This is a genomic window from Mesorhizobium sp. M0410, assembly GCF_040321435.1.
In the GTDB taxonomy this organism is placed as follows: Bacteria; Pseudomonadota; Alphaproteobacteria; order Rhizobiales; family Rhizobiaceae; genus Mesorhizobium.
Genome location: NZ_JAMYRN010000001.1, coordinates 24,180 through 44,604, shown reverse-complemented (window position 1 = coordinate 44,604; position 20,425 = coordinate 24,180). Strand labels below are relative to the sequence as shown.

At 62.9% G+C, this 20,425-nt stretch carries 21 protein-coding genes; 11 read left to right on the top strand and 10 right to left on the bottom strand.

The genetic code is table 11. The annotated features are described in order from the left end of the window. Positions 1–44: 44 nt before the first annotated feature. Positions 45–1,466 carry a glutamine synthetase family protein gene (locus NKI63_RS00195; RefSeq protein ID WP_352686607.1) on the bottom strand — a complete coding sequence of 474 codons (1,422 nt, stop codon included), beginning with the start codon at positions 1,464–1,466 and terminating at the stop codon, positions 45–47. Between the two features lie 14 nt (positions 1,467–1,480). Next, the gene (locus tag NKI63_RS00190) at positions 1,481–2,863 is read right to left on the bottom strand and encodes an aspartate aminotransferase family protein (RefSeq protein WP_352686609.1); all 1,383 of its coding nucleotides are present in this window, start codon (positions 2,861–2,863) and stop codon (positions 1,481–1,483) included. Positions 2,864–3,020: 157 nt separating this feature from the next. On the opposite strand from NKI63_RS00190, the gene NKI63_RS00185 reads away from it, so the two are divergent. Further along, positions 3,021–3,476, top strand: a complete 456-nt coding sequence (locus NKI63_RS00185) for a hypothetical protein (RefSeq protein WP_302893581.1) — start codon at positions 3,021–3,023, stop codon at positions 3,474–3,476. 8 nt (positions 3,477–3,484) lie between these two features. Here the strand turns inward: NKI63_RS00185 and NKI63_RS00180 are convergent, their stop codons facing one another. Both NKI63_RS00180 and NKI63_RS00175 read right to left on the bottom strand, forming a co-directional pair. Next, positions 3,485–4,459 carry a WD40 repeat domain-containing protein gene (locus NKI63_RS00180; RefSeq protein WP_352686612.1) on the bottom strand — a complete coding sequence of 325 codons (975 nt, stop codon included), beginning with the start codon at positions 4,457–4,459 and terminating at the stop codon, positions 3,485–3,487. 152 nt (positions 4,460–4,611) lie between these two features. Continuing rightward, complete coding sequence (locus tag NKI63_RS00175) at positions 4,612–5,679, bottom strand: CobW family GTP-binding protein (RefSeq protein WP_352650084.1); 1,068 nt, start codon at positions 5,677–5,679, stop codon at positions 4,612–4,614. Positions 5,680–5,878: 199 nt separating this feature from the next. Here NKI63_RS00175 and NKI63_RS00170 point away from each other — a divergent pair, with 199 nt between their 5' ends. Together NKI63_RS00170 and NKI63_RS00165 are read left to right on the top strand one after the other, a co-directional pair. After that, positions 5,879–6,601, top strand: a complete 723-nt coding sequence (locus tag NKI63_RS00170; RefSeq protein WP_352686615.1) for an intradiol ring-cleavage dioxygenase — start codon at positions 5,879–5,881, stop codon at positions 6,599–6,601. A gap of 202 nt (positions 6,602–6,803) precedes the next feature. Further along, the gene (locus NKI63_RS00165; protein WP_352686618.1) at positions 6,804–7,286 is read left to right on the top strand and encodes a MarR family winged helix-turn-helix transcriptional regulator; all 483 of its coding nucleotides are present in this window, start codon (positions 6,804–6,806) and stop codon (positions 7,284–7,286) included. 1 nt (position 7,287) lies between these two features. On the opposite strand, the gene NKI63_RS00160 is transcribed toward NKI63_RS00165, so the two are convergent. Beyond that, positions 7,288–8,160: an AraC family transcriptional regulator gene (locus NKI63_RS00160; RefSeq protein ID WP_352686621.1), complete on the bottom strand. Its 873-nt coding sequence runs from the start codon at positions 8,158–8,160 to the stop codon at positions 7,288–7,290. Positions 8,161–8,210: 50 nt separating this feature from the next. On the opposite strand from NKI63_RS00160, the gene NKI63_RS00155 reads away from it, so the two are divergent. The 5 genes from NKI63_RS00155 (at position 8,211) to NKI63_RS00135 (ending at position 12,295) form a co-directional block, all read left to right on the top strand. Further along, positions 8,211–8,618, top strand: a complete 408-nt coding sequence (locus NKI63_RS00155) for a DUF2000 family protein (protein ID WP_352505890.1) — start codon at positions 8,211–8,213, stop codon at positions 8,616–8,618. 176 nt (positions 8,619–8,794) lie between these two features. After that, the gene (locus tag NKI63_RS00150) at positions 8,795–9,679 is read left to right on the top strand and encodes a DMT family transporter (RefSeq protein ID WP_352505889.1); all 885 of its coding nucleotides are present in this window, start codon (positions 8,795–8,797) and stop codon (positions 9,677–9,679) included. A gap of 68 nt (positions 9,680–9,747) precedes the next feature. Then, positions 9,748–10,770 carry a LacI family DNA-binding transcriptional regulator gene (locus NKI63_RS00145; protein WP_023676245.1) on the top strand — a complete coding sequence of 341 codons (1,023 nt, stop codon included), beginning with the start codon at positions 9,748–9,750 and terminating at the stop codon, positions 10,768–10,770. After that, entirely contained in the window at positions 10,767–11,747 is a 981-nt protein-coding gene (locus NKI63_RS00140) for a 2-hydroxyacid dehydrogenase (protein WP_352505888.1), read from the top strand. The genes NKI63_RS00145 and NKI63_RS00140 overlap by 4 nt, the downstream gene beginning before the upstream one ends. A 152-nt stretch (positions 11,748–11,899) precedes the next feature. Next, positions 11,900–12,295 (top strand): hypothetical protein, encoded by a 396-nt coding sequence (locus NKI63_RS00135; protein ID WP_352480082.1) that lies wholly within the window; start codon positions 11,900–11,902, stop codon positions 12,293–12,295. Between the two features lie 6 nt (positions 12,296–12,301). Here the strand turns inward: NKI63_RS00135 and NKI63_RS00130 are convergent, their stop codons facing one another. Continuing rightward, complete coding sequence (locus NKI63_RS00130) at positions 12,302–13,075, bottom strand: gamma-glutamyl-gamma-aminobutyrate hydrolase family protein (protein ID WP_352480083.1); 774 nt, start codon at positions 13,073–13,075, stop codon at positions 12,302–12,304. Positions 13,076–13,359: 284 nt separating this feature from the next. Here NKI63_RS00130 and NKI63_RS00125 point away from each other — a divergent pair, with 284 nt between their 5' ends. Then, positions 13,360–14,469, top strand: coding sequence for a TRAP transporter substrate-binding protein (locus tag NKI63_RS00125; RefSeq protein WP_254816035.1), 1,110 nt, complete (start codon positions 13,360–13,362; stop codon positions 14,467–14,469). 66 nt (positions 14,470–14,535) lie between these two features. Here NKI63_RS00125 and NKI63_RS00120 read toward each other — a convergent pair whose 3' ends face one another. The 4 genes from NKI63_RS00120 to NKI63_RS00105 form a co-directional block, all read right to left on the bottom strand. Beyond that, positions 14,536–15,558, bottom strand: a complete 1,023-nt coding sequence (locus tag NKI63_RS00120) for a zinc-dependent alcohol dehydrogenase family protein (RefSeq protein ID WP_352820151.1) — start codon at positions 15,556–15,558, stop codon at positions 14,536–14,538. Between the two features lie 32 nt (positions 15,559–15,590). Further along, positions 15,591–17,369: a TRAP transporter large permease gene (locus tag NKI63_RS00115; protein WP_352506052.1), complete on the bottom strand. Its 1,779-nt coding sequence runs from the start codon at positions 17,367–17,369 to the stop codon at positions 15,591–15,593. Further along, on the bottom strand, positions 17,369–17,953 hold the full coding sequence (locus NKI63_RS00110) for a TRAP transporter small permease subunit (RefSeq protein ID WP_352700890.1): 585 nt from the start codon (positions 17,951–17,953) through the stop codon (positions 17,369–17,371). Before NKI63_RS00110 ends, NKI63_RS00115 begins: the two co-directional genes overlap by 1 nt. 206 nt (positions 17,954–18,159) lie before the next feature. Beyond that, positions 18,160–19,065, bottom strand: a complete 906-nt coding sequence (locus NKI63_RS00105) for a branched-chain amino acid ABC transporter permease (RefSeq protein WP_352820150.1) — start codon at positions 19,063–19,065, stop codon at positions 18,160–18,162. 138 nt (positions 19,066–19,203) lie between these two features. Between NKI63_RS00105 and NKI63_RS00100 the strand changes: the two genes are divergently transcribed. Both NKI63_RS00100 and NKI63_RS00095 read left to right on the top strand, forming a co-directional pair. Next, positions 19,204–19,812, top strand: coding sequence for a CGNR zinc finger domain-containing protein (locus NKI63_RS00100; RefSeq protein WP_254816039.1), 609 nt, complete (start codon positions 19,204–19,206; stop codon positions 19,810–19,812). Then, entirely contained in the window at positions 19,805–20,335 is a 531-nt protein-coding gene (locus NKI63_RS00095; RefSeq protein ID WP_352700888.1) for a hypothetical protein, read from the top strand. The genes NKI63_RS00100 and NKI63_RS00095 overlap by 8 nt, the downstream gene beginning before the upstream one ends. Positions 20,336–20,425: the final 90 nt, after the last annotated feature.

The window sequence follows — 20,425 nt, the reverse complement described above, 5'->3', positions numbered from 1 at the left end:
TTCCGCATGGGCCTTCGACGGCGGATGGCCGACGATGTGATGCCCTACACCTCGTGCAGATAGAGGTGATAATCCAGTTCGCTGACCGTGCGCGCCACGCGCAGATATTCCGATTGCTTGATCGCCACGAACGTCCGGTGCAGGTCTTCGCCCAATGCGCCCTTGAGGAAACTCGACGCCCTTGCCGCCTCGATCGCGGCACGCCAGTCGACCGGCATCGTCGTGCGCGTGACGGCCGATTCGTAGCCATTGCCGGTGGTTTCGGGACCGGGATCGAGGCCTTCGTCAAGGCCTTTGACGATGCCTGCCAGCACCGTTGCTGCCACAAGGTAAGGATTCGCGTCGACGCCCGACGGCCGGTGCTCGATGCGCCGATTTTTTGCGTCGCCGGCCGGCACACGCAGTGCCACCGAACGGTTGTTGACGCCCCAGGTCGGCGCCACCGGCGCATAGGATTGCGAGACGAAGCGCCGCCACGAGTTGGCGTGCGGCGCAAAGACCAGCATCGATTCCGCCATCGTCTGGATCAGTCCGCCGAGGCCGCGCAGCAGCGGCAGCGACCAGCTTTCACCGCCGGTTTCGGCAAAGACATTCTTGCCGGCATCGTCCAGCAGCGAGACATGAAAATGCATGCCCGAGCCGGCATATTTCTCGATCGGCTTGGCCATGAAGCAAGCGGTGACACCATGACGGCGCGCCTGCGCCCGCACCAGACGCTTGAGCATGACGAGATCGTCAGCCGCCCGCATCACATCCTTGCGGTAGTTGAGCGTCAATTCGTACTGGCCCGGCGCATATTCGGAAATGACCGTCTCGGCCGGGATGCCTTGCACCTTGGCTGCAGCATAGATGTCGGAAAACAGTGGCTCCATGCCGTGCAGATGGTCGACGGAATAGACCTCCGTCTTGGCCGAGCGGCGTCCGTCGAGCACCGCGTGCGCCGGCTGCACCTTGCCTTCGGCATCGCGCTCGTTGGCGAGCAGGAAGAATTCGAGCTCGAAGGCGCCGGCCGGATGCAGGCCCTTGGCCGCAAGGATATCCACCTGGCGGGCGAGCGCCAGCCGCGGGTCGGACGACATCGGCTGACCGTCGAGATGGTACATCGCCATCAGCACCTGGCCGCGCGGCGGCTGCGTGCCGAACAGCGGCACCAGCGTGCCAGGGATCGGCCATGCCCGGAGATCGCCGTCGCCAGTCCTCCAGATCAGCCCGGTCTCGTGCACGTCCTCGCCGGTGATATCGAGGCCGAGGATCGAGATTGGCATGTGCCGGCCGTTCTCGAAGATGCTCGTCAGTTCGTGCCGGCGCACGATCTTGCCGCGCCCGACACCGTTGGCGTCGGTCAGCACGATATCGAAGGCTTCGATCTCGGGATGGGCCTCGAGAAAGGCTCGCGCCTCTGCCGGCGTGGAACCCGAAGGTGACGTCACTATGGAACTCAAATCTGGCTTGCGTGCTTCTCTCATGTCGCAAGCTTGTCTCACGCCGTGAGCCTGGCCGCAACCGCCGCGAAGGCGGTCATCAGCCGGTTCACCTGGGCCGCACTCGTGGCCGGGGAGATCAGCATCATGTTGTGGAAGGGCGCGATCAACACGCCGCGATTGGCCAGCGCGACATGCATCGCCGCTTCGAGTTCGGGCGCATGGGCTGCTTCCGCTTGGCCGCCATTCCTCAGCGGGCCGGGCGCGCAGATGAACTCGACGCGGGCGCCGACACGTGAGACATGCCAGGGCAGCCGGTAGCGGTCGATGACGGCGGTCAGTCCGGCGTCGAGCCGCCGCGCCAGATGATCCATATGGCCGTAGGCCTCGTCGGTCATCACCTCTTCCAATGCGGCGCGCATCGCCGCGAATTGCAGCGGATTGCCCGACAGTGTCGTCCCCATGCCTGAATAGCCCGGTTCCTTCACCCTGTTATAGGCGGCATAGCGGGTCGCGACGTCCTCGCTCATCCCCCACACACTGGCCGGCACGCCGCCGGCGATCGGCTTGCCGAGCACGAACAGATCAGGCTCCAGCCCGAATTTTCTCGTATAGCCGCCGGGACCGGTCGAGATGGTATGCGTCTCGTCGATTAGCAGCAGCGTGCCGGTCGCACGAGTAAGACGCCGCAAGCCATCATGAAAGCCGGCTTCGGGCAGCACCATGCAGGAGTTGGTCAGCACCGGCTCGGTGATGACGCAGGCGACATCGTTGCCCCGGAGTGCCGCGTCGAGCGCCGGCAGATCGTTGAACTCGACGACATCAGTTGCCCGTGTCAGGTCGCGGAACTCGCCGGCCAATCCCGGCCGGTTGACCGGTCTGCCGTCGATCAGCCGCACCATAGTCTCGTCGACCGAGCCGTGATAGCAGCCGTTGAAGACCAGAATCTTCTCGCGGCTGGTGACGGCGCGGGCAACGCGTAACGCAAAGCGGTTGGCGTCGGTCGCCGTCGTTGCGATCTGCCAGAAAGGCAGGCCGAACCGCTGTTTCAGCAGCGGCCCGATGGCCAGTGCGTCTTCGCTGGGCAGCATATAGGTCAGGCCGCGTCCGGCCTGCCGGCGGATGGCGCGGGCGACCGGCGGCGGCGAATGGCCGAACATCGAGCCGGTGTCGCCAAGACAGAAATCGTCCAGTCGGTTGCCGTCGATGTCGGTGATCGTGGCGCCCCTGGCGCTGTCGACCAGAATCGGGAAAGGCGTCGGCCAGTCGTTCATCCAGTGCATCGGCACGCCGCCGAAGAAGCCGGGCAAGCCATTGCCGATTATGGCCATCGATTTCGGCCGCGCCCGGCGGAAGACTTCTGCCTCGGTCTCGTACAACTCGGCGATCCGGGCCAGGCCGATGCCGCCGATGGAAGTCTTTGCATGGTCGATGACGTTCATGGCGGCCCCTCTCAGTCGCAGTTTAGACAATCGGCATCCGCCACCGCAATTGGCCGGGCGGCTGCCCTGTGTTGGGTCAGCGGTATTTAAATGGAAACAGGCGCTTGACCGCGAGTCGCCTTCGGGCGCCAATGCTACTTCGGCCGGAGGGGACAAGATGGTGCGGGCGATCGTCTGCGCAGCAACGCTGCTGTCGTCGGTTGGTGCGGCTCTGGCGTCGGGCGGCATCTGGTGTTCCGCCGAGGATGCAGCCGTCAAATTTCAGGTCGGTGCCGGGGTCACCAGAGGCATGGGCGGGCCGACCTTCAATTTTAGCGGCGAGCTCGAAATTCTGGGCAGGCCGGCTGCCGACAGTCTGCGCAAGACGGTGTTCGGGGATCAGAACCTCACGCAATATTGGCTCGACAACAAGGAATTGCGGCTGCTCGTCTACCACGAACGGCAGGTCGAAAATGCCTACGGCTATGTCGAACTGGCGATCCTGACCAAGGCCAGCGACGAAGGCGTCTATGACGGCCGCTATTTGCTCTCAATCTATGATGTTACGGCTGATGCCGAAAAGGACGGCAAACCGGATGAATTGACCGGCAAAGTATCTTGCGGAGCCGAGTAAGTAACAGGCTACGCCGCAATATCGATGACGCCGCAGTCGCCGGCAGCACTGCCGAAGACGACGCGGCGCTCTTGCCTGTCCCACATCATCGAGGTGACGGCGCCCTTGCCCGGCCGGCGCAAAAGCACTTCCCTGGCGTCGGCGAAACGCACCGCCATCACCATGCCGTCATCATAGCCGACAGCAACGACGTCCTGGCTCGGGTGACAGGCGACGGAGGTGACCATCGCATTGCCGCGCGTGCCGAGTTCCAGCGGCGCCTTGCCCATCGGCCCGTCCTTGCCCGAAAACGGCCAGACGATCGCCGCCGGCGCGCCGGAACTCGCCAGCCATTTGCCCTTGGCGCTCCACGACAGGCTTTTGACCTTGCCGGGGTAGCCGGACATCCGCATGTGCTTGCCGTCGGCGAGCTTCCAGCCATGCAGCGCGTTTTCCTGCATGGTGGTGACGACGAAGCCGCCGTCCGGCGAGAAGGTGATGCCGGTGTGTGCACCGGCCCATTCGAGTTCGACCGGCTTGCCGTCGGCGGCCGGGAAATGCAGCGTCGCGCCATTGTAGCGGGCAACGCCGAAGCGCATGCCCTTGGGCGAGAAGGCCAGCCCCTCGACCGAGCGCGGATGCGAGAATTCCCTGGTTTTGCCGTCGGCAAAGCGCACATAGGCAATCTTGCCCGAAGCATAGGCAACAGCGCCTTGCGGCCCGGCGGCGACGCTGGTGATCCATTTTTTGCCTGCGGTCGCCAATTCCGCGGTATTGCCGCCAGCGGTCACGCCAAAGATCCTGCCGTCCTCACCACCGGTGATCAGCCGGTCGTTCGCCGCATCATGGAAGGCGGCGAGCATCCCGTCATTGGCCTGCACCGTCTTGTGGCCGTGGTCAAGCCGATGGATTGTGCCGTCAGCCAGCGCAAAGTGCGGCACGTCGCCGAGGAACACGGCGGCGAGGCAGTGGCCTTCGAGATCGAGCGGGGCGACTGTGGGCATGAGAGATAATTCCGTCCGAGGTTTCTGCTGCCTCACCCTTAAGGGGTTGAGCTGCCCGTCTCAACCCGTGCTTCGGATCGTCGTGAGTAGAGAGCGCCAGCGTTGCGGCTGCCCCTCCTCCCACAAGGGGGAAAAGGAAGAAGGTAGCTAAATCAAGCGGCCTGGCAGGCCTCGAAGCTTGTCTTCAGCCGCTCGGCATCGAGTTCGCGTCCGATGAACACCAGCCGGCTCTCGTGTTTCTCGCCGTCCTTCCAGGCGCGCTGGTGGTCGCCCTCGATGATCATGTGCACGCCCTGGATGACATAGCGCTCGTCATCGCCTTTCAGCGCGATGATCCCTTTCAGCCGCAGGATGTTCGGGCCTTCCATCTGGGTGACCTTCTCGATCCACGGGAAGAACTTTTTCGGGTCCATCTCGCCACCGCGCAGCGACACCGACTGCACGGTCACGTCATGGATGTCGGAAGGGTGCGCATGATGATGGCCGTCATGATCGTGGTGATCATGGCCGTCGTGATCATGGTGGTGGTGGTCATGATCATGATCATGATGGTCGTGATCGTCATGCGCCTCGAGGAAGTGCGGATCGTTCTCCAGCGCTCGGGACAGGTCGAACGCACCGCGATCCAGCACCTCGGACAGCGCCACGCTGGCGCGCGTGGTGCGATGGATGCGTGCCGCCGGGTTGATGGCGCGGATCGTTGCCTCAACCTTGCTCAGCTCTTCGGGGGTGACGAGATCGGTCTTGTTGAGCACGACGACGTCGGCAAAGGCGATCTGGTCCTCGGCCTCGCGGGAATCCTTGAGGCGCAGCGGCAAGTGCTTGGCGTCGACCAGCGCCACCACCGCATCGAGCCTGGTCTTGGAACGCACGTCGTCGTCCATGAAGAAGGTTTGTGCTACCGGCACGGGATCGGCGAGGCCTGTGGTCTCGACGACGATGGCGTCGAAGCGGCCGGGCCGGCGCATCAGGCCTTCGACGACGCGGATCAGGTCGCCGCGCACGGTGCAGCAGACGCAGCCATTGTTCATCTCGTAGATTTCCTCGTCGGATTCCACGATCAGCTCGTTGTCGATGCCGATCTCGCCGAATTCATTGACGATGACCGCGTAGCGCTTGCCATGGTTTTCCGAAAGGATGCGGTTGAGCAGTGTCGTCTTGCCGGCGCCAAGATAGCCGGTGAGGACGGTTACGGGGATCTGCGTCTGTGCGTCGCTCATATTGTGCCTCGAATAGGGATTGTCGGCTCCATATAGGATGTGTGCTCGGCTTTTGCACGAGCCAAACCGGTGGACCAAAGAGAGGCTGGTATTGCCGAACTTTCCTCACATTGCCGAACTTTCATTGGCGCGGGTTGGCGGTGGGCTTAGACAGGCAAAGGGTCATTCACGAGGGCTGTTCGCATTGAAGAGACGCCAGATGTCCGACAAGTCCTTGCCACTAAGCCGTCGGCAGGCGCTCCGTCTCGTTGCGGTTACCGCTGGCGGCATATTCCTGCCCGCCGGTGCAAGGGCCGGGAAGGTTTCGCCCTATGCCGGGCTTGCTTTGTTCGAAGCCGGTGCCGGCGTCTGCGCCATCACGCCCGAGGTCGCCGAAGGGCCGTTCTATTTCGACCCGAAGCTCGAACGCGCCGATATCACCGAGGGCAAGAAGGGCATCGCCCTCAATGTGCGGCTGCAAATCGTCGACGCCGCCTGCCGGCCGCTTCCCGGCGCACGCGTCGACATCTGGCATTGCGACGCCCAGGGCGCCTATTCCGGTTATCCCGGACAGGGCGACGGGCAGGATATCGACACGTCCGGCCAGAGTTTTCTGCGGGGCTGGCAGAGAACCGATGAAAGCGGCATCGCTTCTTTCGCCACCATCTATCCCGGCTGGTATCGCGGCCGCACCACCCACATCCATTTCAAGATTTTCCCTGACGACCGCTCGGTAATGACCGGCCAGATGTTCTTCCCCGACAGCCTCAGCGAGCAGATATTCGCCACCGTCGCGCCCTATAAAGATCGCCCGGGCAAACGCGATACATCGAACGCGCGGGACGGCATTGCGCGGCAGGCCGGGCTGCTGTCGCAGGCAGCGCTGCGGGAAATGGCGGACGCCTTTCAGGCCTTGATGGTGGTCGCGGTGAAGGCCGGTTGAGAACGCCTCGTCATGTCCCATCCAGCCCTTCCAGAAAGTCGTTTGTCATCTAACTGAAATAAACATCTGGCATTAGCCACGGCGAACACCGCGATGCTTGCCGGCAAAGCTATTTTCCGAGCCGGAATGTTTTCGATGGTCATTGCCAACCGGCGGCCTGCTTCTATGCTGTCCGCTCCGGTTCGGCCGAGGAGGGATGAGCATGGCCAAGGCGGACAAGACTGCAACAATGAGCCGGCTGCATTCGGCGGCGCGGCTGGCGCGCACGGCGCTCGCCGCCCGGCTTCTGGCGCATGGTTTCTATGCCGGCCAGGACCAGATCATGCTGGCGCTCGACCGCGAGGACGGGCAGACGCCCGGCAACCTTGCCGGCCGCCTCGGCGTGCGTCCGCCGACCATCACCAAGACCATCAACCGGCTGCAGGCACAGGGTTTTCTGGAAAAGCGCGCCTCCTCCGCCGATGCCCGCCAGGCGCATATTTTCCTCACCGACACCGGCCGCGAAATCATCCACGCCATCGAGAAATCGGTGAAGAAGACCGAAAAGCAGGCATTGAAGGGTCTCGACAAGAAGGATCAGAAAGCGCTGTTCAAGCTGCTTGCCCGCGTCGAGGCGAACCTGTCGAACGGCGAAATGGTGCTCCCGGATGACGACCTGGATATAGAAGAAAAGATGCTTGAATAGCTCACGCGTTCGCCGCTGACGGCCGCCGCGTCAGTGCCGACCAACGTCCCGGTGTGACGCCGAACGCCTTCTTGAAATGCCGATTGAAATGGCTTTGATCACTGAAGCCGGCGGCGATGGCGATTTGCGCCAGCGGCTCGTCGGCTTCGATCATCCGACGGGCTCGCTGAAGCCGGCGCATCAACAGGAACCGGTGCGGGCTGGTCGAGAAGGTCGCGCGAAAATGCCGCGACAGGGCATAACGATCCAATCCGGTTATCGCCTCCAATTCGTCTGAACGTACAATCCGCGCGAGATTTTCCTCCAGATAGTCGCGCGCCAGGCTGGCGGCGCGCCACGCCGTTTTCGCTACCGGTTTCGCCGGCTGACCGGCGTGCCGGGCCAGGCTTTGCATAAGCTGCGTCATGAAATCGACGACAAACAGCTCGTCCAGTTGCTGATCCAGCGGCCCGAGCGCCGAAAGCAGCGTCGCGCGGAGATCGCGGTCTGTCACAACGGCATTCCTGACGAACGGCAGTGATCCGCCGCCGAGACAATCGAGCATCAGAGACGGCTCCAAATAGAGCATTCTGTATCGCAAGCCGTCTTCGGTACCGGCACCGCCATCGTGCAGTTCGTCGGGATGAAGGATAATGATCTGGCCAGGCAAGCTCTGATGCATTTGGCCGCGATAGCGGAAGCGCTGCACGCCATAAAGCGTCACCCCGATCGCATAGGTGTCGTGGCGATGGAGATCGAAGGCGTTGCCGTGGAACCGGGCCTCGATGCGTTCCATGCCGGCAGCACGGGGTGCCGGTACGATGCAGTTTTCGGCTGCATCCACGCACAAACGTCCAAGACCCTGAAAGGCTTCCCCGTCTAGACCGTGCGGCATCGCTTTTCTCGCAGCCTCGGATTGGCCCCTTTCGGATTGGAAACTGTCGCATGTTCGATACGAAATTTGCAATCGTGCTCAAGGATGATCTTCCCGTCTGGCAAAAGCTCAATGTCACCGCCTTTCTGACCAGCGGCATCGTCGCGCAATTTCCCGACATTATCGGCGACCCCTACCGTGATCGCGCCGGCAACATCTACAACCCGCTGTCGATCCAGCCGGTCATCGTGCTTTCGGCGGACGGCCAGACGCTCGGCGCGATCCAGCGGCGGGCGCTGGAGCGTGGTGTGACGGTATCGCTCTATGTCGAGGAAATGTTTTCGACTGGTTATGATCTGGCCAACCGTGCCGTCTTTGCCGAGTTTGCGCCGGAGGACGCCAAGGTGGTCGGCATCGCGCTTCGCGCCGAAAAGAAACTCGTCGACAGGATCACCAAGGGTGCCCGCATGCACGCTTGACTCGTCGGCCACCAGCAACAAAACCTTAGCCTGTCGTTGTGCCAGCCTCTTTTGGCTTGCCCGCAGGCGACAATTCCCGCATGGGTGAAGGACTGCCTTGCTTCCCGTCCGGCCTGAAATTGAATGCTTCCCCAAGACATGACGAAAGCGCGACATCGCCGGCGGCGATCCTGTGCATGCTTTCCGTCTATGTGTTTTTCACCTTCCTCGACACCAGCAGCAAGTACCTTGTCCTGGCCGGCGTCTCGGCGCTGATCGTCGCGTGGACCCGCTTCGCGGTCCATGTGCTGATCGTCGGCGTTTTTCTGCGCGGATGGCGTGAGCCGCTGCGCTTTCGTCCCGCCAACCTGCCGGCGCACATCACGCGCGGTCTGCTCCTGTTCGGATCGACGATGTTCAACATTCTGGCGCTGCGGACGCTGCAACTGGCGGAAACCACCTCGATCTACTTCTTCGGCCCGATGGTGATCACCGCGCTTGCCGGTCCGTTGCTCGGCGAATGGGCCGGCTGGCGGCGCTGGCTGGCGATCATGAGCGGCTTTATCGGCGTCCTCGTCATCACCCGGCCGGGCGTCGGCCTTTTTGGCGTCGGCCATCTCTTTGCGCTCGGCTCGATGCTGTCGAACAGTTTCTACGTCATCATGACGCGCCGCATGTCGGCTACGGAAACCTCCGAAAGCCTCATCCTGTTTTCGGCGCTGGCGCCGGCCGTGCTGCTTTTGCCGACACTGCCGTTTTCGCCTTCGCTGCCGCAGGATGGCTGGCACTGGTTCATATTGCTGATGCTTGGCGTCTTCGGCGCCATCGGTCATTGGCTTCTTGTGCAGGCCTATCGCCTTGCCACCACCACGGCCCTGGCTCCCTATCCCTATTCGCAGATGATCTGGATGATCATCTCCGGCCTGATCGTCTTCAACCAGTTTCCCGATGGCTGGACGCTGGTCGGTGCCACAGTCATCGTCGCCAGCGGCCTCTACATCGTTCACCGTGAGCACCGGCTTCGTTTGCGTAACCGCGCGACGCTGGACGCGGAGGCGGAAGCGCTGGCAAAAAAACTTTGATTTGCTCGGAATCGATGGCATAAGAGCCGGCCTTTAAACAGTTTAAATTGCTTCGGGAGCGCAGGGCGCTGGCACAGAAGATCAAGCTTTCGACCATCGCGGATGCGCTCGGCGTGTCCACGGCCACGGTCTCGCTGGCCTTGCGCGACAGCCCGCTGGTCGCCGGCGGCACCCGCGACCGCATCAAGGAACATGCCCGCGCCATCGGCTATATCTACAACCGCCGCGCCGCCAGCCTGCGCACCTCGCGCTCGGGCATAGTCGGCGTTGTCGTCCACGACATCATGAACCCGTTCTTTGCCGAGATATTGCGTTCGATAGAGAGCGAGCTCGACCGCAGCCGGCAAACCTTCATCCTGTCGAACCACTACGACCAGCTCGAGAAACAACGCACTTTCATCGACACGCTTCTGCAGCTCGGCGCTGACGGGGTCATCATGTCGCCGGCCATCGGCACGCCGCCCGAAGACATAATCATGGCCGAGGAGAACGGTCTCCCGGCAGTGCTGATTGCACGCACCGTCGAAGGTGCCGACGTGCCGGTGTTTCGCGGCGACGATGCCTATGGCACCGGGCTTGCCACCAACCATCTGATCTCGCTTGGCCACAAGCGCATCGCAATGATCGGCGGTACCGATCAGACGTCGACCGGCCGCGACCGCTATCAGGGATATGTCAACGCCATGGAGGCGGCGGGGCTTGAGGTCAGGCCGTCCTGGCGCATCGCCGGCCCGCGCACCAAGCAGGCCGGCTTCGAGGCTGCCGGGCAGTTCCTGGCGCTAAAGGACAGGCCGACCGCGGCCTGCTGCTGGAACGACCTCGTCGCCATCGGCCTGATGAACGGCATTGCCCGCGCTGGTCTGGTGCCGGGCATCGACATTTCGGTCACTGGCTATGACGACCTCGAGGAGGCGGCGATCGCGACGCCGGCGCTAACCACGGTCTGGAACGGCCAGCGTGAGGTTGGCCGCCGCGCTGCCAGCGCGCTGCTCGACAAACTCAACGGACAGACGGTGCGGCCGTCGCAGGAACTGATCAAGCCGGAACTGCATGTGCGCCAGTCGACCGGCAAACCGGTGGAACGTGCATGACAAAAACCGACCAGCAAGCTGTTACCATTCTGGTGCCGGGCCAGTTCAACGACCATGCGGTCGGCCGCATCGACGGGGCGTTCAGCCGCGTCCGGATCGAACGCGCCGATCCGTCGCTGGTCACCGACGAGATGCGCCTTACGGTGCGCGGCATAGCCGCCTTTGGCGGCATAAGCGCCGCGTTGATGGACGCGCTGCCAAAGCTCGAGATTATCGCCAATTTCGGCGTCGGCTATGATTCGGTCGATGTCCACCACGCCGCACGGCGCGGCATCATGGTCACCAACACACCGGATGTGCTGACCGAAGAGGTCGCCGATACGGCGCTCGGCCTGTTGATCAATACCATCCGCGAACTGCCGCGCGCCGAGGCGTGGCTGCGCGACGGAAGTTGGCTGCGCAACGGCAACTATCCACTGAGCCGGCTGACTTTGCGCGGTCGCCGTGTCGGCATCTTCGGCATGGGCCGCATCGGACTCGCCATTGCCCGCCGGCTCGATGCTTTCGGACTGCCCATCGCCTATCACAACCGGCGCCGCGTCGAAGGCCTGCCCTATGACTATCACCCGACGCTGAAAGGTCTCGCCGAGGCGGTCGACACGCTGATCTCGGTGGCGCCCGGCGGGGCCTCGACGGACAAGGCCGTCAATGCCGAAATCCTCTCGGCTCTGGGGCCGAACGGCGTCTTCGTCAATATCGGCAGGGGCAGCACGGTCGACGAACCAACTCTTGCCGCCGCACTTGCCAGCGGCAGCATCGCCGCTGCCGGGCTAGACGTTTTTGCCGACGAGCCGAACGTGCCTGCGGCGTTGCTTGCCGCGCCCAACACCTCGCTTTTGCCTCATGTCGGCTCGGCCTCGCAGCACACCCGCCGCGCCATGGCGGACCTGTGCGTCGACAATCTGGTCTCGTGGTTTTCGCAGCGCAAGGCGCTGACGCCGGTGCCGGAGACGGCAAACGTCAAGGCGAGGCCGTGACCGCCCTATTGTTAACTTCAGCTTAACCCTTCGGAATCATTCTGCCTCCTTGGCTAGTGTATGTCCCCTTGACAGCACATGGCAGCAAGATGAAGCGCGCCTCCTCCTGATGACATCGAACACGGCGCGCTTGAAATGCGCGGAGAAACAGGATGAAAACGCTTCCCGCATTGATGGCGATTGCTGCGCTGTTAGGCAGCGTCCAGCTGTTTTACGCCGGTAGCGGTCAAAGCCGCGCAGCCAGTGAGCCAGCACCTTCGTCCAGCACCTACAGGCTGGTAGCCCATGGTGACGAGGCGTCTTGTGCGGTCACCCGTGGCGCCGAGATTTCGCAAGGCCTGTCGCTGTTGACGGTCGCCGCGAATTGCCGCCGGGTGTTGCCCGGTGTCGAGCAGGCGAAGTTCTGGCGAGAGCAGGATGACGGCACGGTCACATTCAGCGCCAACGGCAACGATCCGATCGTCATGTTCTCGGTCGCCGATGGCGACGGTTACGAATCCTACGCGCCGGTGCTGCCGCTGCTGACCCTGGCGTCGGCCGGCAACTGACGAGCCCTATTCCGCCGCGGCGCGCGCACCCGATTTCGCCGCCTGATGCAGCCGCACGGCGTCACCGAAAGCGCGAAATATCTTTACCGAGATGCTGTCCGATTTGACCCAGTATTCGGGATGCCACTGGACGCCGACGGCGAAAGCGCGTGCATCGCGCACCGAGACCGCCTCGACAGTGCCGTCGGCGGCGACCGCTTCGACCTGCAGCTTTGGGCCAAGCCGGTCGACAGCCTGGCGATGCACCGAATTGACCATGATGTCGCCGGCGCCGAAGACCCCGGCCAGGCAGCTGCCGGGTTTTATCGACACGCTCTGGCGGATGGCGAAGCGTTCGTCCTGATTGTCGCTTGCAGGCGCACGATGATCGAGCGAACCGGCGCGTTCCTGGATTTCAGTGGCCAGCGTGCCACCCAGCGCCACATTCATCTCCTGGATGCCGCGGCAGATCGCGAGCAGCGGTACTCCGCGCTCCACCGCCCTGCGGATCAGCGGCAGCGTGGTGGCGTCGCGGGCGGGGTCGTAGGGACCATTGGCTTCACTGGCGTCACCGCCGTAGAGCGAGGGATGAACGTTGGACTTCGAACCGGTGACCATGACGCCGTCGACGGCGGAAAGCAGTTCATCGAAGTCGAGCCGGTCGCCGAAGGACGGTACCAGCAGCGGGAACACGCCTGCCCCTGAAAGCGCCGCTTCAAGATATTGCTGCGGCGCGGCATGCCAGGTGTAATTGTCGAACTGGCGGACGTCGGTCGATATGGCGACGAGCGGCTGGTGCATTTGGTCCGGATCCCATCGGGTGCAACGAATTATCTGCCTGCAAAATAGGCGATCCGAAGGCGCATTTCCATGGCAAGTTTCGGCGTGTCGCGTAGGCCAGTTAATCGACGTTAGACTATAGTTGCAAGATCTGGCCCAACGCCGTGAATTTCTCCGAAATGCGCCACTCAAACCGTGCTGCCGCGCTGGACTCGACTCCTTGCCTGTGTATTGTCGGCTCGAAGCCGATGCGGGCGCCGAAGCGTCCCGAACGTCGGTCAGTTGATCCAAACGGGAGGAACTTCATGGATCGTCGTTCGTTCATCCGCAAGGCCGGCACCACCGGTTTCGGCGCTGCGGCCGCTGCCGCGACACTTGCTGCGCCGGCCATCGCCCAGTCCAATCCGAAAGTAACCTGGCGGCTGGCGTCTTCCTTCCCGAAGTCGCTCGATACGATCTACGGCGGTGCCGAAGTGTTTTCCAAGATGCTTTCGGAGGCGACCGACGGCAACTTCCAGGTCCAGGTCTTCGCCTCCGGCGAACTCGTTCCCGGCCTGCAGGCCGCCGATGCCACCACAGCCGGCACGGTCGAGGCCTGCCATACTGTGGCATACTATTACTGGGGCAAGGACCCGACCTGGGCGCTGGGAGCGGCGGTTCCGTTTTCGCTCAACGCGCGCGGCATCAACGCCTGGCACTATCATGGCGGGGGCATCGATCTGTTCAACGAGTTCCTGGCGACGCAGGGTCTGTTCGGGCTGCCGGGCGGCAATACCGGCGTGCAGATGGGCGGCTGGTTTCGCAAGGAGATCAAAACGGTTGCCGACCTTTCCGGCCTCAAGATGCGCATCGGCGGTTTTGCCGGCAAAGTGGTGCAAAGGCTCGGCGTGGTTCCGCAGCAGATCGCCGGTGGCGACATTTATCCGGCGCTGGAAAAGGGCACGATCGATGCCGCCGAATGGGTTGGCCCTTATGATGACGAGAAGCTCGGCTTCTACAAGGTTGCGCCCTATTACTACTATCCCGGCTGGTGGGAAGGTGGACCGACCGTCCATCTGATGTTCAACAAGGCGAAATACGACGAACTTTCGCCGGCTTACAAGTCGCTGGTGCACACTGCCGCCCAAGCGGCCGATGCCAACATGCTGCAGAAATACGACTACCTCAACCCGGCGGCGGTGAAGCGGCTGGTTGCCGGCGGCGCCAAGTTGAGTCCGTTCAGCCAGGAGATCATGGCCGCCTGCTTCGAAAAGGCCAACGAGGTCTATGCCGAGATGGAAGCCTCGAACGCGCCGTTCAAGAAGATCTGGGACTCGATCAAGGCGTTCCGCAAGGAGCATTATCTCTGGGCGCAGGTGGCCGAGTACAACTACGACACCTTCATGATGGTCCAGCAGCGCAATAGCAGGCTCTGAACCTTGCTGCTCTGCGGCGCCGGCGTTCCTTCGGGACGCTGGCGCCGCAGCGCATTCCGTTTGCGATCAGCCGGGCACCACCAGAACCTTGACCTCGCCTGGCGCAGGCGGATTGGCGATCACTGCAGCTGACTCTTCAAGCGTGACCTGCCGCGATATCAGCCGGTCTACCTCGATAGCCCCCGAAGCGATAAGATCGGCGGCCCGGCGATGGGTAAAGGGATTGAGGAAGGAGCCCAGGACCTTCAACTCGCGGAACAGCAGGTCGAACGGTTCGAACGCCGCTTTCATGCCTTGCGGCATAACGCCGACGACGACAATTGTGCCGCCCGCTTTGGCCAGCCGCATCGCCTGCTCAACAGTGTCTTTCACGCCTGCGCATTCGAACACCACGTCGACGCCGCCCGGCATCAAACCCGACCGGCCGACGATCGCATCGGTGACATCGAAGGCGCTGGGATCGACCGTCGCCGTTGCGCCAAGTTGCTCGGCAAGAGCCCGCCGCGAGGCCTGACGCGTCGACAGGATGATGGCCGTCGCACCGGCGAGCTTTGCCAGCTGAACGGTGAGCAGGCCGATCACGCCGCCGCCGAGCACCGCGACTGACGAGCCTGGTTTGATCGCGGCAAGGTCCACGCCATGCAGGCAGCAACCGAGCGGCTCGCAGAAAGCACCATGCGTAGGCTTCAGATCGCCTGGCAAGGCGAAGGCCTGTTTCTGTGGCAAGGCAACATATTCGGCAAAGCCGCCGTCGCGATGGATGCCGATGGCACGCAGATTGCTGCAGAGATTGACTCGGCCCGCCTGACAATGCGCACAGCGCCCGCAGGCAATATTGGGATCGCCGGTGACGCGGTCGCCGACCGAAAAGCCGGATACCTCAGGTCCGATCGCCTCGACGATGCCGGAGAATTCATGCCCGAGCGTCACCGGCGGCGTGCACGGGAATTCACCGTGGAAAAGATGCCTGTCGGTGCCGCAGACGCCGCACGCCTCGATCCGCACCAGCAGCTCGTCTGGCCCGGCGGTCGGTTTCTCGACCTCGCACACGGCGAGGCCGCCCACTCGCTCCAACCGAACCGCCTTCATGGCTGCAGGGCCTTCCTCAGTTGAAACTCGCCTCAGTTGAAACTCGGGGGTTGCGACAGATCGATTGCCGGTGCCGCCGGCTTCGCGGGCGGCTTTTCGTCGAAGCTCGGCGGCTGCGACAAATCCGGTGTGGAAGGTGAGGCCGGGGCAGTGCCGCCGTTGGCCGGCGGCGTGCCAAGCGGCGACAAGCCGATGCCAGGCGTTTCCGGCACCTGGTAGTTGATGGTGCCTGGATCGACGACGGTGCCTTTGTAGTGCATCACCATCTGCGGGAAGGCGATGGTCAGGCCGATCATGATCACCTGGATACAGACGAAGGGCACTGCGCCCCAATAGATCTGCCCTGTGGTGACCGGCGCGATCTGCTTGCCGGTGAGCCGGTCGAGATAGGGCACGCGCGCGGCGACCGAGCGCAGATAAAACAGCGCGAAGCCGAAGGGCGGATGCATGAAAGAGGTCTGCATGTTGACGCCTAAAAGCACGCCGAACCAGATCAGGTCGATGCCGAGCTTGTCGGCCGCCGGTGCCAAAAGCGGAACGATGATGAAGGCAAGCTCGAAAAAGTCGAGGAAGAAGGCGAGCACGAAGACGAGGATGTTGACGCCAATCAGGAAACCGACTTCACCGCCCGGCAGCGAGGTCAACAGGTGCTCGACCCAGATGTGGCCATTGACCCCGTAAAAGGTCAGCGAGAACACCCGCGCGCCGATCAGGATGAACAGAACGAAGGACGACAGCCTGGTCGTCGAGGCCAGCGCCTGCTTGACCACGTCGAGCGACAGCCGCCCCTTCATCGCGGCCATTGCCAGCGCGCCGACGGCGCCCATGGCGCCGCCTTCCGTCGGCGTGGCGATGCCGAGGAAGATGGTGCCCAGCACCAGGAAGATCAGCGCCAGCGGCGGGATCAGGACGATGATCACCTGCTGCGCCAGCCTCGACATCAGGTTGATCTTCAGGCGCTGGTCGACGATCGCCACGACATAGATGAAGATGACGCCAATAGTGGCGCCGAGGATATCGGCGTCGCCGCCATGGTTCGGCGCAAGGTAGCGATACGCCGCATAGGAAACCACCACCGCCGCCAGCACCGCCGCCAGCAGCGACAGCACGCCGTGGCCGAGCGTGCGGGCCTCCAGCGGCAGGGCCGGCATCGACTTCGGCCGGAAGATCGACATGAGCAGGATGTAGAGCATGTAGATGCCGGTCAAAATGAGCCCGGGGATCAGCGCTCCCTTGTACATATCGCCGACCGAGCGGCCGAGCTGGTCGGCCAGGACGATCAGCACCAGCGACGGCGGGATGATCTGGGCGAGGGTCCCGGACGCGGCAATGACGCCGGATGCCAGCCGCCGGTCGTAGCCGTAGCGCAGCATGATCGGCAGCGAAATCAGACCCATGGCAATGACGGAGGCCGCCACCACGCCGGTCGTCGCGGCAAGCAGCGCGCCGACGAAAATCACGGCATAGGCAAGGCCACCACGGACCGGTCCGAACAGCTGGCCGATGGTGTCGAGCAGGTCTTCGGCCATGCCGGATCGTTCGAGCACGATGCCCATGAAGGTGAAGAACGGGATCGCCAGCAGCGTATCGTTCGACATCACCCGGCTGCCATAGAAATTATCCGGCAACGCGTGCAGCAACGGCCAGGCGAGATTGATAGAGCCGCCCGAATAGGGCGACAGCAGCACGCCGATGAAGAAGAACATCAGGCCGTTGGCGGCGAGCGAGAAGGCGACGGGGTAGCCGATCAGCAGGAAGACGACCAGCGAGGCAAACATGATCGGCGCCATGTTCTGGGCGATGAACTCGATCACGAGCGCACCTCTTCCACGAGCGCCTTGGCTTCTAGCTCGGCCTGCTCATGCACCGATATGAACGGAGTGGGATCGTCCATCTGACCGCGCATGATGGCGATCTTCTTGATGATCTCGGAAATGCCCTGCAGCGCGAGCAGAAAAAAGCCGGCCAGCAGAATCGCCTTCGCCGGCCAGATGATCAGCCCGCCGGAATTGTTCGACATCTCGCCGCTGCGATACGACAGCGACACATAGGGAACGAAATAGACGACCATCAACGTCACGAACGGCATCAGGAAGAAGACGTGACCGAAAAGGTCGATCCAGTGCTGCACACGGCGCGAGAACATGCCGTAGACGATATCGATGCGGATATGGTCGTTCTGCTTCAGAGTGTAGGCGGCGGCCAGCATGAAGGCGGCGCCGAACAGATACCATTGCAATTCCAGCCAGGCGTTCGAGGACATGTCGAACACCTTGCGGATCACGGCGTTGGCGGCGCTTACCAGGATCGCCAGCAGGATCAGCCACGAAACCCATTTGCCGATGAATTCGTTCAAACGGTCAATGGCTCTGGAAAGAGCGAGAAGCCCTGCCATGCATTCCTCCCTTGTGTCGGAGCGCGCCGGTTCCCTGTCCGTCGCGTCGCTGTGGACCAACGGTATGCAGTGCGTGGTTCGGCGGGTCAACATCGGACAGCCCGCATAAACACAGTTGTGAGGTGGCCGCCGGCAAAATGGCGCCGCGTCCTTTGCATGTCCAAGGGGACATGTGGTTCATTCATCCAACCAAAGTCGGATGCGGCTCAGGCGATCTTCTGTTGGTCGCGGCCGGAGCCGATCAGCACAAGCATGGCGACGAGGAACAGGTACATCCAGCCGTCCCGCCATTCGAGCGGGAAATAGCCGGCCCATAGCGATTCGGCCATGCCGAAAGCGGCGGCGCCCAGTGCCGCCCGCAAAGGCGAGAGATAGCCGCCCACTGCGGTCACGAACAGGATTTTCAACCCGTAGACCAACCCTGTGCCGAAGCTGATGTTGCCGTAGTAGAAGGCGGCGAGCACGCCAGCCATTGCCGCGCAAAGGCCGCCGAAAAGCACCGCACGCCGAAACACCGCGCGGACATCGACGCCGCACATCGCAGCGGCGTTTGGATCGTCGGATACGGCACGCCAGCTTCGGCCGAAGCTGGAATGTGTGAACCCCCACGCAGCCAGCGAAATAGCCGCCAGGACGGCGGCGCAATCGAGCAACTGAATCAGTGTCAACGTCGCCTTGAAGCTGGCATTCTGCGCGAAGACGATGGTCTGGGCCAGCATTGGCGGCAACCATAGGTCATGGGTATCGGCGGCGATGCGGCTGGCTTCCGACAAGACCAGCAATATGCCGAGCGTGGTCACCACGATGGCGTTGGGCGAGCGGGCGGCCAGCGGTTCGAAGATGCTTCGCGACAGGACATGGCTGAGCAGCGCCGCATAAAGGAATGCCGCCACTACGCCGAGCGCGACCGATGCAAACAGCGTCAACCACAGCGCCTGATAGCCGAACGCCGCGGTGAGGATCATCGTATGCCCGCAAAAGGCGAACAGCGCGCCATAGGCAAGATTGGTGCGGTGCAGGATGCCGTTGGTCAGCACGTAGCCGAAGGCAAGCAATGCGTAGAGCGCGCCCGAATGCAGCCCGTTCAGAACCTGCTGGAAGAAATAGAGCATGCAAGACCCTCGATGCATGCCCCACAATCGGGGCGGGGCTTGAGACGACGACATTCTCGATACGGCGATCGCCTCACTGACGAGCGTTGCACCCGGAATCTAACTTGTCAAACGCGATTTATCGGTTAGATTCGCGATATGACAGTATCCTGGACTCCGCACCGCTTCACCGGTGGTATGCTGGCGCTCGACACGGCGAACACCGTCGTTTTGCGGAACGATCCGGAGGAAACTTTCGACCGTTTCGACGATCCGGCCGAGATCGCCCGCTTTGCCGAAGCCGCGAGTGGCTTTCGCGCCGCCGAGCTCGGCGGCAGGCGGCTCGTAGCGCCGGCGCCTGAAAAGATCGCACCGGTGGTGCTGTCGATTCGCGAGACGACCGATCGGCTGTTTCGCGGCGCGGTATCGAAAGGTGCGATCGACACCGCCGACATGCCTGAATTCCTGGAAGCCTGCGCCGATGGCCTCGCCCATGGCCACACCGAAATCGGCATGCCCGGAAAACCGTTCGGCGATCCGGCAACGCCGATCGCCTTCGAGGCGGCGCTTGCGGTCTCGGCGCTGTCGCTGCTGCGCAGCGACACCATCGCCAGGCTGAGGATATGTCCGAACTGCAGCTGGCTGTTTGTCGACAAAAGCCGCAATTCCAGCCGCCTCTGGTGCGATATGGCGGTGTGCGGCAACCGCCAGAAGGCAAACCGATACTATCGCCGCCGGACCGCGGCCAGGGAGGTCACCAATGCCTAAGAAATATTCGCGCGCGATGATCGTCGTCGCGGCGTTGTTCGCGGCGACCGCGCTCGGCGCCTGCCGTGATTCCGGCAAGGACCAGCTGTTCGCCATTTCCGGGAAGCTGTTCGAGTTCAACTACCGGCTGGGTATCGCCACCTACGTCATCACCCTCAATCCGCTGCGGCCGGTGGGTGAGGGGCAGGTCGCCGTGGTCTCCTTCCAGAACCCGGCCGGTGGTGATCCGATCATCGTCACCCAGAAAATATGGCCGAAGCTGCCGCATGTGACGCTCACCAGCCCGCCGCTCACCTGCGTTGTCAAGGACAAGCCCTATGCGGTGTCGATCCGCATCGAGGATTCCAGCGGCCAGTTGCTGCAGAGTTTCGAGACCACTCTGACGTCCTCGCTCGACCAGTCGGTCCTGCCCGACCGGCCCCTGGTGGTCGGGCCAGTCTACGAGCTCAACAAGGACTTGGCCGGCCATGTCGACGGCAAGCTGCCCGGTGAACCGAAGCCCAGTTGCCCAAAGGCTGCATGATGCGTCACCAGCGGCACCGACCGCCGCCGGAGTTTTCGTGCTCGGCCATCCTCCCCGACAGGCGTTTCGTGGCGCCACACGGCCGCGCAC